The sequence below is a fragment of the Pseudacidovorax sp. DMC4 genome, assembly GCF_056314265.1.
The window spans coordinates 428,761-443,982 of sequence record NZ_JBQUYR010000002.1; the positions used below are offsets into that span (position 1 = coordinate 428,761).

The 15,222-nt window shown below is 68.2% G+C and carries 12 protein-coding genes; 9 read left to right on the forward strand and 3 right to left on the reverse strand.

Features of this window, described 5'->3' with window-relative positions; all coding sequences use genetic code 11:
• The first annotated feature begins 20 nt into the window (after nt 1-20).
• On the forward strand, nt 21-839 hold the full coding sequence (phnX, locus tag ACT54X_RS05690; RefSeq protein ID WP_294364997.1) for a phosphonoacetaldehyde hydrolase: 819 nt from the start codon (nt 21-23) through the stop codon (nt 837-839).
• A gap of 87 nt (nt 840-926) precedes the next feature.
• On the opposite strand, the gene ACT54X_RS05695 is transcribed toward phnX, so the two are convergent.
• The 3 genes from ACT54X_RS05695 to fabI are packed head-to-tail and all read right to left on the reverse strand — an operon-like array spanning nt 927 to nt 3,008.
• Nucleotides 927-1,346, reverse strand: coding sequence for a YbaN family protein (locus ACT54X_RS05695; RefSeq protein ID WP_294364998.1), 420 nt, complete (start codon nt 1,344-1,346; stop codon nt 927-929).
• A 5-nt stretch (nt 1,347-1,351) separates the two neighbouring features.
• Nucleotides 1,352-2,188 (reverse strand): DNA ligase, encoded by an 837-nt coding sequence (locus tag ACT54X_RS05700; RefSeq protein ID WP_294365927.1) that lies wholly within the window; start codon nt 2,186-2,188, stop codon nt 1,352-1,354.
• 25 nt (nt 2,189-2,213) lie between these two features.
• Nucleotides 2,214-3,008, reverse strand: a complete 795-nt coding sequence (gene fabI, locus ACT54X_RS05705) for an enoyl-ACP reductase FabI (protein ID WP_017762261.1) — start codon at nt 3,006-3,008, stop codon at nt 2,214-2,216.
• 37 nt (nt 3,009-3,045) lie between these two features.
• Here fabI and ACT54X_RS05710 point away from each other — a divergent pair, with 37 nt between their 5' ends.
• The 8 genes from ACT54X_RS05710 to infB all read left to right on the forward strand — a co-directional run bounded on the left by ACT54X_RS05710 (nt 3,046) and on the right by infB (nt 15,214).
• Complete coding sequence (locus ACT54X_RS05710; protein WP_294365008.1) at nt 3,046-4,842, forward strand: extracellular solute-binding protein; 1,797 nt, start codon at nt 3,046-3,048, stop codon at nt 4,840-4,842.
• Nucleotides 4,843-4,852: 10 nt separating this feature from the next.
• Nucleotides 4,853-5,887, forward strand: coding sequence for a microcin C ABC transporter permease YejB (locus ACT54X_RS05715; RefSeq protein WP_294365011.1), 1,035 nt, complete (start codon nt 4,853-4,855; stop codon nt 5,885-5,887).
• Nucleotides 5,888-5,889: 2 nt separating this feature from the next.
• Complete coding sequence (locus ACT54X_RS05720; protein ID WP_294365014.1) at nt 5,890-6,933, forward strand: ABC transporter permease; 1,044 nt, start codon at nt 5,890-5,892, stop codon at nt 6,931-6,933.
• Between the two features lie 3 nt (nt 6,934-6,936).
• The gene (locus ACT54X_RS05725) at nt 6,937-8,553 is read left to right on the forward strand and encodes an ABC transporter ATP-binding protein (RefSeq protein WP_294365017.1); all 1,617 of its coding nucleotides are present in this window, start codon (nt 6,937-6,939) and stop codon (nt 8,551-8,553) included.
• Nucleotides 8,554-8,618: 65 nt separating this feature from the next.
• On the forward strand, nt 8,619-9,755 hold the full coding sequence (locus ACT54X_RS05730) for a YbfB/YjiJ family MFS transporter (protein WP_294365929.1): 1,137 nt from the start codon (nt 8,619-8,621) through the stop codon (nt 9,753-9,755).
• A gap of 317 nt (nt 9,756-10,072) precedes the next feature.
• A complete protein-coding gene (rimP, locus tag ACT54X_RS05735) occupies nt 10,073-10,687 on the forward strand; it encodes a ribosome maturation factor RimP (RefSeq protein WP_294365019.1) in 615 nt (204 codons plus the stop codon).
• Between the two features lie 25 nt (nt 10,688-10,712).
• Nucleotides 10,713-12,200 (forward strand): transcription termination factor NusA, encoded by a 1,488-nt coding sequence (gene nusA, locus ACT54X_RS05740; RefSeq protein WP_294365023.1) that lies wholly within the window; start codon nt 10,713-10,715, stop codon nt 12,198-12,200.
• 23 nt (nt 12,201-12,223) lie between these two features.
• Nucleotides 12,224-15,214, forward strand: coding sequence for a translation initiation factor IF-2 (infB, locus tag ACT54X_RS05745; RefSeq protein WP_294365026.1), 2,991 nt, complete (start codon nt 12,224-12,226; stop codon nt 15,212-15,214).
• The last annotated feature ends 8 nt before the right edge of the window (nt 15,215-15,222 follow it).

Here is a 15,222-nt window from a genome sequence, read left to right on the forward strand (position 1 = left end):
GCCGGACCTCCGCATATCCCATGACTGACCAGCAAAAACTCCAGGCCGTCGTCTTCGACTGGGCCGGCACCATCATCGACTTCGGCTCCTGCGCGCCCATGGGCGCCTTCGTGCGCTTGTTCGAGCGCTACGGCATCGACCTCAGCATCGCCGAGGCGCGCGGCCCCATGGGCGTGGCCAAGTGGGACCACATTCATGCGCTCAGCCAACTGCCAAGCGTGGCGGCCCAGTGGGAGGCGCGCTTCGGCCGCGGCTTCACGCGGGCCGACATCGACGAGCTCTACGAGGTGTTCACGCCCATGAACGCGGCCGTGGTGCCCGACTTCTGCGACTTCATCCCGGGCGCGCTCGACACCGTGGCCGCCGTGCGTGCGCGTGGCCTGCGCATCGGCTCCACCACCGGCTACAACCGGCCGATCATGGAGGTGGTGACGCCCATCGCCGCGAAAGCCGGCTATGTGCCGGACAACCTCGTGTGCGCGGGCGACCTGGCGGCCGGCCGGCCTTCGCCCTTGATGATGTACCGCTGCTTCGCCGACCTCGGCGTGTGGCCGGCCCATACGGTGGTGAAGGTCGACGACACCGGCGTGGGCGTGCAGGAGGGCCTGAATGCCGGCGCCTGGGCAGTGGGGCTGGCGATCAGCGGCAATGCGGCGGGCCTGACGCTGGCCGAGTGGCAGGCGCTCGATGCCGCAGGCCAGACAGCAGTGCGCACCCGTGCGACGGCGGAGCTGAAGAGCGCCGGGGCGCACTACGTGATCGACAGCGTGGCGGAACTGATGCCGCTGCTGGACGACATCGACGCGCGGATGGCGCGCGGCGAACGGCCGTCGGCCTGAACCCCTGTCGGCGCGCGACGCGAGCCTGGCGTGCCGCCGAGGCGGCCATCCACGTCGATGCCCCCGGCCGCTGACACGATCCGAGTCTCAAGGCTCCGGCCGCCGCCAGAGCCAGATCAGCACGCAGGCCATGGCGCCGATCCCTGCGGCGGCCCCCCAGCGGGAGGGCGACAGCCAGATCAGCACGACGGCGCACACGACCATGGCCGCCGCCGCGCTGCGCTTGGCCCGTCGGCTGACGCGGCCGCCGGCGCGCCAGTTCAAGATCAGCGGCCCAAACAGCGGATGCCTTTCGAGCCAGCCCGCGAGCCGCGGCGAACTGCGGGCGGCCGCCCAGGCGGCCAGCAGCACGAAGGGCGTGGTCGGCAGGCCCGGCAGGACGACACCGGCCACGGCCAGGGCCAACGCCACCACGGCCAGCGCCATCATCAGCCAGCGCGCCGGGCCACGCAGATGGCGCGGCGCCTCGTACTGCCGTGGCGGCGAGGGCGGCGGATTGGGCTCCACGGGCTTCAGCGGTCCGTGCGCACGCGCATGAATCGCGCGAAGCGTGGAACGCCCTGTGCCGTGAGCCCGTTGTAGCGGTAGGTCACCGTGCTGCCCACCGGCGGCGGATCGTCGCGCTGTGCATCGGTGAAGCCACCGCCCAGCTTGAAGACCAGGCCTTCGGGCGTTCGCACCTGCAGCGCGCCCATCCGGCCCGCATGCCGGCCCTGGCCCGGCAGGTGCGCGAGCACCACCGCCTCGGCATCATCGTAGGGCTTGACCTTGAGCAGGTCCGCGCTGCGGCCTGCGCCATAGAGCGAACTGCCCCGATGCAGCATCAGTCCTTCGCCGCCAGCCCGCACCGTGGCGTCGAGCTGCCGCCGGAGTGCCTCGGCCGTGGTGGCGCGTTCCTGCCGAACGGGCTCGAGCCAGGGGGTGGCCTTGACCGGCAGCAGCCGCTGCAGCACCTGCAGCCGATGGTCGAAGTCACCGGATTCGGCGGGCAGGTCGAAGACCATGAAGCGCATGGCGCGCCACGCTGCATCGTCAGGTGCCTGGCTGCGTACCGTGCCGGAGGCATGCTCGAAGCGCCCGCGGCCGGCCCAGAGCTCGCCATCCATGGGCTGCTGCGGCCAGCCGGCCGTGAACCACGCCGGCGCGGCGATACGCTCGCCGCCGCGCGTCCACAAGGCCTGCCCGTCCCAGAAGCCGCGAACGCCGTCGTACTTCTCGCTGACCCAGTAGCCGTCGAGCGGCATGCCCGGGCGCCAGACCTCTGCCAGCATGAGGGCAGGCGGCGCGGCCCATGCCGGCGCGCACAGGGCGGCCGACAACGTCGCCAGCAGAAAACCGCGACGCCACATGACCGTCACGCGAGGAGATGGATGATCAGCCTTCGGACGGCTCGTCGATGCCGCCGACCACGTTGCTGAAGCCGCCATCCACGTAGGTGATCTCGGCGGTCACGCCACCGGCCAGGTCGGACAGCAGGAAGGCCGCCACATTGCCCACGTCGTCGATGGTCACGTTGCGGCGGATGGGCGAGACGGCCGCCACTGCGGGCAGCAGCTTGCCGAATCCCTTGATGCCGCTGGCAGCCAGCGTCTTGATGGGGCCGGCGCTGATGCCGTTGACGCGCACGCCCTTGGGGCCCAGCGAGCCGGCCAGGTAGCGCACCGAGGCTTCCAGGCTGGCCTTGGCCAGGCCCATCGTGTTGTAGTTGGGCACCACGCGCACGGCGCCCAGGTAGGTCAGCGTGAGCAACGCGGCCTGGTCGTTGAGGTAGGGAAGGGCGGCCTTGGCCATGGCCGGGAAGCTGTAGGCGCTGATGTCGTGCGCGATCTTGAAAGCCTCGCGCGACAGGCCTTCGAGGAAGTCGCCGGCGATGGCCTCGCGCGGCGCAAAGCCGATGCTGTGGACGAAGCCGTCGAACTTGGGCCAGGTCTGCGAGAGGTCCTCGAACAGCTTGGCGATCTGGGCATCGTCGCCCACGTCGCAGTCGAAGACCAGCTTGGAATCGAAGTCGGCAGCGAACTCGGTGATGCGGTCCTTGAAGCGTTCGCCCACGTAGCTGAAGGCGAGTTCTGCGCCTTGCGCATGGCAGGCCTTGGCGATGCCGTAGGCGATGGAACGGTTGGAGAGGACGCCGGTGATCAGAAGTTTCTTGCCGCTGAGAAAGCCCATGGGTCTGCCTTGAGAAAAACTTGGGCAGAATTCTCGCATGCGACTCTGGCTGCTCCCGGCCCTCCTGGTTGCGGCGCTGCCCGTGTGGGGTGCGCACGCCTATGCCCAGTTCGGCGACATCAAGTACTCCGCCGGCTTCACCCACTTCGATTACGTCAATCCGGACGCACCCAAGGGCGGGGAGATCCGGCTGGTGCCGCCGATCGCGGTCACGCAGTTCGACAAGTTCAATCCCTTCACACTCAAAGGCACCGCGCCCGCAGGCCTCACGGACCTGGTGTTCGAGTCGCTGCTCGTGGGCAATCTGCAGGAGCCCTCGACGGCCTACGGCCTGCTGGCCGAGGATGTGGAGGTGGCGCCCGACCATCGCTCTGCCGTATTCCGCCTGCGGCCCGAGGCGCGCTTCAGCGACGGCACGCCAGTGCTGGCCGAAGACGTCGTGTATTCGTGGCGTACGCTCATCAGCAAGCAGGCGGCGCCGCAGTACCGCACGCTGCTGGCGGGCATCCGCAGCGTCAAGGCCGTCAGTGAGCGCGTGGTGCGCTTCGACTTCGATTCGGACAACCGCGAGTTGCCGCTGCTGGCCGGTGGCATCCCGGTCTTCAGCCAGCGCTGGGGCCAGGGCAAGCCCTTCGACCAAGTCATCACCGAACTGCCCATCGGCTCTGGTCCGTATCGGCCATCCAGCGCCCGGCTGGGCCGTGACATCACCTACGTGCGCGACAAGAACTACTGGGGGCGTGACCTCGCGGTGCGCCGCGGGCAGTACAACTTCGACCGCATCACCTACAAGCTCTACCTGGACGATACGGCCCGCTTCGAGGGCCTGAAGGCGGGCGAGTACGACCTCAAGCGCGAGTTCATCTCGCGCAACTGGGCGCGCCAGTACACCGGCCGCGCCTTCGACCGCGGCGAGGTGAAGAAGCAGGTCTTTCCCAGCGGGGCACCGGGCGACTACCAGGGCTACATCTTCAACCTGCGCAACCCCAAGCTGCAGGACGTGCGGGTGCGCCAGGCGCTGGCCCTGACCATGGACTTCGAATGGCTGAACCGCCAGATGTTCTATGGCATCTACACGCGCGTGCAGGGTTGGTTTCCCAACAGCCCCTTCCAGGCCAAGGGCCTCCCGGGCGCCGATGAACTGGCCTTGCTGGAGCCGCTGCGCGGCCAGCTCCGGCCCGAGGTCTTCGGGCCGGTGCCGCTGTCGCCCAGCACCGTGCCGCCCTCCAGCCTGCGCGAGAACCTGCGCAAGGCCCGCGATCTGCTCGCCCAAGCGGGCTGGACCTATCGCGACGGCGCGCTGCGCAATGCCAAGGGCGAAGCCTTCGCGCTCGAATACCTCAACGCCCAGCCTTCGGGCGTGCGGCTGGTGCTGCCGATGCAGGCCGCCATGGCCAAGCTGGGCATCCAGATGACGGTGCGCAACGTCGACGGTGCGCTGTACCAGCAGCGCATGAACGACTTCGATTTCGAGCTCGGCAGCATCCGCATCCCGGCACGGACCACGCCGGGCAGCGAACTGCTCGAATACTTCGGCTCCGAAGCAGCCGGCACGCATGGGTCGGCCAACTACTGGGGCCTGAAGGATCCGGCGGTGGACGCGCTCATTCGCCGCGTGCTGGCCGCCACCACGCGCGACGAGCTGGGCGCCGCCATGCGCGCGCTCGACCGCGTGCTCACCAACGGCTACTACGGCATCCCGCAGTGGTACAGCAGTGGCTTCCTGGTGGGCTACCGGCCCGCCGGCTTCGTGCTGCCGCCGAGCGTCCCGCCCTACTACGAACCGGACAGCTGGGCCGCGGCAACGTGGTGGGCGTCCCCCAGCAACAAGTAGGCAGCGCGGCATGCCCATCTACATCCTCAAACGTCTGCTGCTGATGGTGCCGACCCTGCTGGGCGTGCTGCTGGTGAGCTTCGCGGTCATCCAGTTCGTGCCGGGCGGTCCGGTCGAGCAGATGGTGTCGCAACTGCAGGGCCGATCGGCCGGGGGCGAGGGGCCTTCTGCCGGTGGGTCGGCCTACCGCGGCCGGCAAGGGCTCAGCGCGCAGCAGGTGGCCGAGATCAAGGCCCTCTACGGCTTCGACAAGCCGGCGCCCGAGCGCTTCTGGCAGATGCTTAAAGCCTTCGCGCGCTTCGACCTCGGCCAGAGCTTCTACCAGCGCAAGGCGGTGTGGGACCTGGTCAAGGAGAAGCTGCCGGTGTCTGTCAGCCTGGGCCTGTGGACCTTCTTCATCAGCTACCTCATCGCCGTGCCGCTGGGCGTCGCCAAGGCGGTGCGGGCGGGCACGCGCTTCGACTTCGTGACAACGCTGCTCGTGCTGGTGGGCTATGCGATTCCGGGCTTCGTACTTGGCGTGGCCCTTCTGGTGATCTTTGGCGGCCAGTTGCAGTGGTTTCCGCTGCGCGGGCTCACCTCGGCCAACTGGGAGCAGATGTCCTGGGGCGCGCGAATCGTTGACTACCTGTGGCACATCGCGCTGCCCATCACGGCTATGGTGCTGGGCAGCTTTGCCGTCACGGCCATGCTGACCAAGAACGCCTTCCTCGAAGAGATCCGCAAGCAGTACGTGCTGACGGCCCGCGCCAAGGGCCTGCGCGAGAAGCAGATCCTGTGGAAGCACGTCATGCGCAATGCGCTGATCCCCATCATCACGGGCTTCCCGGCCGCCTTCATCGGTGCCTTCTTCACCGGCTCATTGCTGATCGAGACGCTGTTCTCGCTCGACGGCCTGGGCCTGCTCAGTTACGAGAGCGTGATCCGCCGCGACTATCCCGTGGTGCTGGGCACGCTCTACCTCTTCACGCTGATCGGCCTGGTGACCAAGCTGATCAGCGACCTCTGCTACGTGTGGGTGGATCCGCGCGTGAAGTTCGACTGAGCATGAGCGACACCTCCGCGCCTTCCGTTCCCTTGTCGCCAGGGCGCCGTGCCTGGCGGCGCTTTCGCCGCAACCGGCTGGGCTTCGTCAGCCTGGTGCTGTTCACCGTGCTGGTGGTGCTGAGCCTCTTCGCCGAGGTGCTGTCGTCCGACCGGCCGCTGGTGGTGCGCTACGACGGCCAGCTCTATTTTCCGGTGCTGACCGACTATTCCGAGAAGACCTTCGGCGGCGACTTCGAGACACCGGCCGACTACCTCGACCCATTCATCCGTGAGCGCATCACGCAGGGGGGCAACTGGGCGTTGTACGCGCCGAACCCGTACGGGCCCCGCACCCTGAACTACTTCGCCAGCCGGCCGAACCCGGCTGCGCCCTCGTCCGAGAACCTGCTGGGCACCGACGACCGCGGCCGCGACCTCTTGGCACAGCTCATCTACGGCTTCAGGGTGAGCGTGCTGTTCGCGCTGGCGCTAACAGCCATCGGCGTGGTGCTCGGCGTGATCACCGGCGCCATCCAGGGCTTCTTCGGCGGCAGGACCGACCTGGCCTTCCAGCGCTTCATCGAGATCTGGGGCTCCATGCCCGAGCTCTACCTGCTGATCATCTTCAGCGCGATCTTCGCGCCCAGCGTGGCGCTCTTGCTGGTGCTGCTCTCGCTCTTCGGCTGGATGGGACTGTCGGACTATGTGCGGGCCGAGTTCCTGCGTAACCGACAGATGGACTATGTGCGCGCGGCCCGCGCCCTGGGCGTGGGCAACCTGGCCATCATGTGGCGACACATCCTGCCCAATAGCCTGGTGCCGGTGGTGACCTTCCTGCCCTTTCGCATGAGCGCGGCCATCCTGGCGCTGACCTCGCTGGACTTCCTCGGCCTCGGGGTGCCACCGGGCACGCCGTCCCTGGGCGAACTGCTCAACCAGGGCAAGGCCAACATCGACGCCTGGTGGATCTCGCTGTCCACCTTCGGTGTGCTGGTGGTGACGCTGATGTTGCTCACCTTCATGGGTGACGCGCTGCGCGACGCCATGGATCCGCGGAAGGCCTGATTCATGACCGAAGCGCTTCTTCGTGTGAACAACCTGCGCATCGCGTTCGACGGCAAGCCGGTGGTGCATGGCGTCGACTTCGAGCTGGCACCGGGCGAGAAGCTGGCGCTGGTGGGCGAGTCCGGTTCGGGCAAGACCGTCACGGCGCTCAGTCTGCTGCGTCTGCTGCCCGATGCGCAGGTCAGCGGCGAGGCCCGGCTGGCGGGTGATCCGCCGCGCGATCTGCTGGCGCTGCCCGAACGCGCGTTGCGCGGCATCCGTGGCCGCGAGATCGCCATGATCTTCCAGGAGCCGATGACGGCCCTGAACCCGCTCTACCCGGTGGGCGACCAGATCGCCGAGGTGCTGCGACTGCACGAAGGCCTCGACGCCCGCTCCGCCCATGAGGCGGCCGTGCAACTGCTGGCCGACACCGGCGTGCCGGAGCCGGCGCGGCGCGCGCGCGCCTTTCCGCATCAGCTGTCGGGCGGGCAGCGCCAGCGCGCCATGATCGCCATGGCGCTGGCCTGCAAGCCGCGGCTGCTGCTCGCCGACGAGCCAACGACGGCACTGGACGTCACCTTGCGCGTGCAGATCCTCGACCTGCTCGACACCCTTCAGCAGCGCCATGGCATGGCGGTGCTGATGATCACGCACGACCTCAACCTCGTGCGGCGCTTTGCCGACCGTGTGGCCGTGATGGAGCATGGGCGCATGGTGGAGCAGGGGAGTGTGCGGCAGGTCTTCGACGCGCCGCGGCATCCCTACACCTGCAAGCTGATCGACAGCCGGCCCGAGCGGCGCGTGGCCGAGGTGCCGGCGAAGGGCGACGAAGCGCCGGTGCTGTCGGCCCGCGAGGTCGCGGTCAGCTATCCCGTGCCGCGTCCGGGCGTTCGCGGCTGGTTCGGCCGCGACCGGTTCGTCGCGGTGCAGGACGCCGACCTTCTGATCCGACCCGGCGAGACGCTGGGCGTCGTCGGCGAGTCCGGATCCGGCAAGTCGACCTTGGCGTTGGCTGCACTGGGCTTGCTGCCCTTTGCGGGCGAGATGCGCGTGGCCGGGCTGGCGTGGCGCCGCGGCGCCAGGGCCGACCGGGCGCTGCGGCGGCAGGTGCAGGCCGTGTTCCAGGATCCTTTTTCGTCGCTGTCGCCGCGCATGACGGTGGCGCAGATCGTGGGGGAGGGCATGTCGGTCCACGCCCCCGAACTGCAGGCGCCGCAACGGCATGCGCGGGTCGTGCAGGCGCTCGCAGAAGTCGGGCTCGAAGAAGCGCAGTTCCCGCAGTTGCTGTCGCGCTATCCGCACGAGTTCTCGGGCGGACAGCGCCAGCGCATCGCTATTGCGCGCGCGCTGATCGTGCAGCCGCGCCTGCTGGTGCTGGACGAGCCCACCAGCGCGCTCGACGTCACCATCCAGAAGCAGGTGCTGGCCCTGCTGCAGCGGCTGCAGCGTGAGCAGGGCCTGGCCTACCTGCTCATCACGCACGACGTCGAGGTCGTCCAGGCGATGGCGCACCGGGTGGTCGTCATGAAGGACGGACACATCGTCGAGCAGGGGCCGGTCGATGCCGTGCTCGGCGCACCGGTCCATGCCTATACCCGTCAGCTCGTCTCCGCGGCGCTGATGGGGCATTCCACGTGAGCGGCGCCGGCCAGGGCGGCCCGCGCTCCGAAAGCGCCCAGGCCTGGCGCGCCGCCCTGGGTTGCATGGTGGCGCTGGCGGTCGCCATGGGTCTGGGCCGTTTCGCCTTCACGCCCATGCTGCCGGTCATGCTCGGCGAGGGACAGATCGATCTGCAGGCGGGCGGCGTGCTTGCCTCGCTCAACTACCTGGGCTATTTCCTCGGCGCCTTGTCCAGCGCCTGGCTGTGTGCGCCTGCGCGCACGCTGGTTCGCGGGGGGCTGATGGCCACGGCCGCGCTGCTGGTCGGCATGGGGTTGCTGCATGGCTTTGCCGCCTGGGCCACCTTGCGCACGGCGGCCGGGCTCGCGAGCGCCTGGGTCTTCGTCTTTGCCAGCGGATGGGGTGCGCGCCGCCTGGCCGAGGCGCATGCGCCCGGACTGGGGGGCGTCATCTATGCGGGGCCGGGCCTGGGCATTGCGATCACGGGCTTCCTGGGTGGGCCGGCAGGGCGTTGGGGGGCTTCGATCGCCTGGTGCGTATATGGCGGCTTGGCCATGGCCTTGATTGCGCTGGTGTGGCGTGTTTTCGACGATGGGCGCGAGGGAGTGCCTGCGTCCGCAGCGGCTTCGCCCATCCCGCCGGCCGCGGCCAGCGGCGGCGCCGAGGCGGCCTGGCTGGTCGGGCTCTACGGCCTGGCGGGCTTCGGCTACATCATCACGGCGACCTTCCTGCCGGTCATCGCCCGGCAGGCGTTGCCGGGCTCGACCTGGCCCGACCTGTTCTGGCCGCTTTTCGGGCTGGCCGTGGTGCCGGGGGTGCTGATCGGCGGCCAGGCACCGCAGCACTGGGACAATCGGTTGCTGCTCGCCAGTGGCTATGTCATGCAGGCGCTGGGTGTCCTGCTGTCGGTGACGTGGCCGACGATCACGGGCTTTGCGGTCGGCAGCATGCTCCTGGGCCTGCCTTTCACCGCGGTCACCCTGTTCGCGGTGCGGGAGGCGCGCCGGTTGCGCGGCAATGCCGCGGCCGGACTGATCGGCTATGCCACGGCCTCCTACGGACTGGGGCAGATCGTGGGGCCGCTCTTCGCCGCACCGGTGGCGCAGCGCTGGGGCAGCTTTGCGCCGGCACTGTGGGTGGCTGCGGCAGCGCTGATGCTGGGGGCTTTGCTGTTCGTGATCGTCTGGCACCGCACTGCATCCAAGGGGCGAGGGCGCTGAATCCGGCGCGCTCGGTACGGCAAGGAATGCGAAAGGAAAGAGCGGCCATTCGGGCTCCTATTTGCCTTTCTGCGTGAGTGTTGGCCGCCCTGCTGCGCAGCAGGTGCAATTGCGACACAAATTCCCTATAATCGGAGGCTCACGACCAAACGGGCGGGTACTCACCGCCCTTTTTTTTTTGGTTGTCCCCCCTTCTTCGCCGCCTCGGGTACTTGATGTTCAGGCCCGCCGGATGCACTGCCGTCCGGCAGGCCTTCGGTTCTGGTGCGGCAGCAAAGATCGGCCAGGGCTCTCAGTCAGAAGGACGCACGCGAACGGTGGCATTGCAGCAGACGGTAGAAAAAACGGTAGCCCAGACAGTGTCTGGGCTGGGTTACGACTTGGTCGAGATCGAGCGCTCGGCCGGTGGGCTGCTGCGTGTCACGATCGATCTGCCCTGGGCGGGCCCCGTTGCCGAAGGCGTTGAAGAAGCCTTCGTGACCGTCGAGGACTGCGAGAAGGTCACCCGCCAGTTGCAATACACCCTCGAGGTCGAAGGCGTCGACTACCAGCGGCTCGAGGTCTCCTCGCCCGGCATCGACCGCCCCCTTCGCCACGACCGCGATTTCGAGCGTTTCGTGGGCGAGGTCATCGACATCGTGCTCAAGGCGCCCATGGGCCAGGCGGCCGCCGGCCAGGTCAGCGCCAACCGCAAGAAGTTCCGCGGCACGCTCGAGCGCGTGGAGGCGGCCGACGGCAGCCATGGCTGGCAGATCGTCTGGAGCGACGAGCCCACGCCCGCCAAGCCGGGCCAGAAGATCAGCAAGAAGCGCGCGCCCGCCACGCTGCAGGCGCTGGGTTTCACCCTGGACGAGTTGCGCGAGGCGCGACTCGCCCCCATCGTGGATTTCAAGGGGCGCAAGCCCAAGAGCGGCGCGGCGACGCCGCAGTGACAAGAACGAACAGTAGGGTCATCGAATGAATCGCGAAATGTTGATGCTGGTGGATGCGATCTCGCGCGAGAAGAACGTCGAGCGCGACGTCGTCTTCGCCGCCGTGGAATCCGCCCTGGCACAGGCGACCAAGAAGCTGTATCCGGGCGATGTGGACATCCGTGTGGCCATCGACCGCGACACCGGCGCCTATGAAACCTTCCGCCGCTGGCACGTCGTGCCCGACGAGGCCGGCCTGCAGCTGCCCGACCAGGAGATCCTGCTGTTCGAAGCCAAGGAAGAAGTGGCGGACATCCAGGTCGACGAGTACATCGAGGAGCCCGTCGAGTCGCTGCCCATCGGCCGCATCGGCGCCATGGCCGCCAAGCAGGTCATCCTGCAGAAGATCCGCGACGCCGAACGCGAGATGCTGCTCAACGACTTCATGTCGCGCGGCGAGCGAATCTTCACCGGCACCGTCAAGCGCATGGACAAGGGCGACATCATCGTCGAGTCCGGCCGGGTCGAGGGGCGCCTGCGCCGCGGCGAGATGATCCCCAAGGAAAACCTGCGCAATGGCGACCGCGTGCGGGCCATGATCATGGAGGTCGACCTGACGCTGCGTGGCGCGCCGATCATCCTGTCGCGCTCGGCGCCGGAGTTCATGATGGAGCTCTTCCGCAACGAAGTGCCCGAGATCGAGCAGGGCCTGCTCGAGATCAAGAGCTGCGCCCGCGACCCCGGCAGCCGCGCCAAGATCGCCGTGCTGAGCCACGACAAGCGCGTGGACCCCATCGGTACCTGCGTCGGCGTGCGCGGCACCCGCGTCAACGCCGTGACCAACGAGCTCGCCGGCGAGCGCGTGGACATCGTGCTGTGGTCGGAGGATCCGGCCCAGTTCGTCATCGGCGCGCTGGCCCCGGCCAACGTGCAGTCCATCGTCGTCGATGAAGAGAAGCACGCCATGGACGTGGTGGTGGACGAGGAAAACCTCGCCATCGCCATCGGCCGCGGCGGCCAGAACGTGCGGCTCGCCTCCGAGCTCACGGGCTGGAAGATCAACATCATGGACGCGAACGAATCGGCCCAGAAACAGGCCGAGGAAACCGCCGTCACGCGCCAGCTCTTCATGGAGAAGCTGGATGTCGATGAAGAAATCGCCGACATCCTGATCCAGGAAGGCTTCTCCAGCCTGGAAGAGGTGGCTTACGTGCCCATCGCCGAGATGCTCGAGATCGAGGCCTTCGACGAAGATACCGTCAACGAATTGCGCGCCCGTGCCAAGGACGTGCTGCTCACGATGGAGATCGCCCGCGAGGAGAAGGTGGAGGCCGTGTCGCAGAACCTGCGCGACCTGGAAGGCCTGACGCCCGAACTGATCGGCAAGCTGGCGGAAGCCGGCATCCACACCCGCGACGACCTGGCCGACCTCGCCGTCGACGAACTCACCGAAATCACCGGCCAGACCGCCGACGAAGCAAAGTCCCTCATCCTCAAGGCACGCGAACATTGGTTCGACGGCGCGCAAGAGTGATGTGATGGGAGGCACCAGATCCTATGTCCAGCACTACCGTTGCAGAGTTCGCACAAGAACTCAAGAAGACGCCCGAAACCTTGCTTGACCAACTCCGCAGCGCCGGCGTGGCCAAGTCTGCCGCTTCGGATGCCCTCACCGAGGGCGACAAGCAGCGCCTGCTCAGCCACCTCAAGGCGAGCCATGGCACTGCCGCGCCGCCTGAGCGCAAGAAGATCACGCTGACCAAGAAATCGACCAGCGAAATCAAGCAGGCCGACGCCCTGGGCCGTGCGCGCACGATCCAGGTGGAGGTGCGCAAGAAGCGCACCTTCATGCAGCGCGACGATGCGCCGGTCGACAACGCCGCCGCGCAGCAGGAGGAAGAGGCCGAACTCGCCCGCCGTGCGGCCGAGCTGGCCCGCCGCGAGGAGGAGGCCCGTCAGGCCGCCGAGGCCTTGCGCCGGCAGGAAGAGGAACTCGCCCGGCAGCGCGCCGAGCGTGAGGCGGCCGAGGCTGCCGAGCGCGAGCGCCAGGCAAGAGAAGACGCTGAAGAGGCGGCTGCCCGTGCGAAGGCCGATGCCGTGGACGCCGTGGACCGTACCCGCCGTGATCGCGAGGTGCAGGTCGAGCGTGCGCGCGCCGAGGCTGCCGCGCTGAACGCCGCCGCGCACCAGGCCCGCGTGGCGTCGTCACCCAGTGCCCGCGCCCAGGCTGAAGCCGATGCCGCAGCCGCCGCGAAGGCCAGCGCCGACAAGGTCGCTGCCGACCGCGCCGCTGCCGAGAAGGCCCGCGAGGACGCCCGCGAAGAGGCGCGCGCCAAGGCCGCCGCCGAATCCAAGGCGGCCGCCGACGCCGAAGCCGCCCGTGCCCGCGACCTGGACGAGCGCCGCCGCAAGGCCCTGGCCGAGGCCGAGGCCATCCGCCAGATGATGAACGCGCCCAAGCGCGTGCTCGTCGCCAAGAAGGAAGAGCCGAAGCCCGTCGAGGCCAAGCCGGCCGTCAAGGGCACGCTGCACAAGCCTGCCACCGGTACCGGCACGCGTCCTGCTGGCACGACGGCCGCGCCGGCTGCCGCGCCTGGCGCCGGCAAGGAGGTCAAGTCGGCCAAGCTGTCCTCCAGCTGGGCGAACGACAACGCCAAGAAGAAGGAAATCAAGACCCGCGGCGATGCCAGCGGCGGCGTGGGCCGCAACAACTGGCGCAGCGGGCCCCGCAGCCGCCGTGGCGGCGGTGATCGCGACGACTCGCCGCAACAGTCGGCACCGGTCGAGCAGCGCATCATCGAAGTGCACGTGCCCGAGACGATCACCGTCTCCGAGCTCGCGCACAAGATGGCCATCAAGGCCTCCGAGGTGATCAAGCAGCTGATGAAGCTGGGCCAGATGGCGACCATCAACCAGTCGCTGGACCAGGACACGGCCATGATCCTCGTCGAGGAAATGGGCCACAAGGCCGTCGTGGCCGCGCTGGACGATCCCGAAGCCTTCACCGAGGAAGAAGTGCAAGCCGCAGCGGCCGACGCGCTGCCGCGGGCACCGGTGGTCACCGTCATGGGTCACGTCGACCACGGCAAGACCTCGCTGCTGGACCGCATCCGCACCACCAAGGTGGCGGCGGGCGAGGCCGGCGGCATCACGCAGCACATCGGCGCCTACCACGTCGAGACGCCGCGCGGCATGGTGTCCTTCCTGGACACCCCGGGCCACGAGGCCTTCACGGCCATGCGTGCCCGTGGTGCGCAGGCCACCGACATCGTCATCCTGGTGGTGGCGGCGGACGACGGCGTCATGCCCCAGACCAAGGAAGCCATCAAGCATGCCAAGGCGGCCAAGGTGCCGATCGTGGTGGCGATCAACAAGATCGACAAGCCCGATGCCAATTCCGAACGCGTGCGCAGCGAGCTGGTGGCCGAAGAGGTGGTGCCGGAAGAATTTGGCGGCGACTCGCCCTTCGTCGAGGTCTCGGCAAAGACCGGCAAGGGCATCGACGAGCTTCTGGAGCAGGTGCTGCTGCAGGCCGAAGTGCTGGAGCTCAAGGCGCCGGTGGATGCCGCCGCCAAGGGTCTGGTGATCGAAGCCCAGCTGGACAAGGGCCGCGGCCCCGTGGCCACGGTGCTGGTGCAATCGGGCACGCTGAAGGTGGGCGACGTGGTGCTGGCGGGCGCGACCTTCGGCCGTGTCCGTGCCATGACCGACGAGGACGGCAAGAACACCAAGTCGGCCGGTCCCTCCATCCCGGTGGAGATCCAGGGCCTGACCGAGGTGCCGCAGGCCGGCGACGATTTCATGGTCATGGCCGACGAGCGCCGTGCCCGCGAGATCGCGACCTACCGCGCGGGCAAGTTCCGCAACACCAAGCTGGCCCGCCAGCAGGCCGCCAAGCTGGAGAACATGTTCTCCGAGATGACGGCCGGCGAGGTCAAGACGCTGCCGATCATCATCAAGGCAGACGTGCAGGGTTCGCAGGAAGCGCTGTCGCAGTCGCTGCTCAAGTTGAGCAACGAAGAAGTGCGCGTGCAGGTGGTGTACGCCGGCGTCGGCGGCATCAGCGAGTCGGACGTCAACCTGGCGATCGCCTCCAAGGGCATCGTCATCGGCTTCAACGTGCGTGCCGATTCGGGCGCGCGCAAGCTCGCCGAAGGCAATGGCGTGGACATCAAGTACTACAGCATCATCTACGACGCCGTGGACGAGCTGAAGACTGCGATGGCCGGCATGCTGGCGCCCGAGCGTCGCGAAGAGGTCATCGGCCACGCCGAGATCCGCACGGTGTTCGTGGCCACGAAGATCGGTACGGTGGCCGGCTCGTATGTGCTGGACGGCGTGGTCAAGCGCGACGCCCACTTCCGCCTGCTGCGCGACAACGTGGTGATCTACACCGGCGAGCTCGATTCGCTCAAGCGCATGAAGGACGACGTCAAGGAAGTGCGCGAAGGCTTCGAGTGCGGTATCAAGCTCAAGAACTACAACGACATCCGCGAGGGTGATCAGCTGGAGCTCTTCGAGATCAAGGAAATCGCCCGGACGCTGTAAGCGCCGGT

Coding starts and splice junctions, on each gene's coding strand:
- ACT54X_RS05715 (WP_294365011.1), top strand. CDS start 4,853: ATGCCCATCTACATCCTCAAACGTCTGCTGCTGATGGTGCCGACCCTG.
- infB (WP_294365026.1), top strand. CDS start 12,224: ATGTCCAGCACTACCGTTGCAGAGTTCGCACAAGAACTCAAGAAGACG.
- ACT54X_RS05720 (WP_294365014.1), top strand. CDS start 5,890: ATGAGCGACACCTCCGCGCCTTCCGTTCCCTTGTCGCCAGGGCGCCGT.
- ACT54X_RS05730 (WP_294365929.1), top strand. CDS start 8,619: ATGGTGGCGCTGGCGGTCGCCATGGGTCTGGGCCGTTTCGCCTTCACG.
- ACT54X_RS05725 (WP_294365017.1), top strand. CDS start 6,937: ATGACCGAAGCGCTTCTTCGTGTGAACAACCTGCGCATCGCGTTCGAC.
- ACT54X_RS05710 (WP_294365008.1), top strand. CDS start 3,046: ATGCGACTCTGGCTGCTCCCGGCCCTCCTGGTTGCGGCGCTGCCCGTG.
- phnX (WP_294364997.1), top strand. CDS start 21: ATGACTGACCAGCAAAAACTCCAGGCCGTCGTCTTCGACTGGGCCGGC.
- ACT54X_RS05700 (WP_294365927.1), bottom strand. CDS start 2,188: ATGTGGCGTCGCGGTTTTCTGCTGGCGACGTTGTCGGCCGCCCTGTGC.
- nusA (WP_294365023.1), top strand. CDS start 10,713: ATGAATCGCGAAATGTTGATGCTGGTGGATGCGATCTCGCGCGAGAAG.
- fabI (WP_017762261.1), bottom strand. CDS start 3,008: ATGGGCTTTCTCAGCGGCAAGAAACTTCTGATCACCGGCGTCCTCTCC.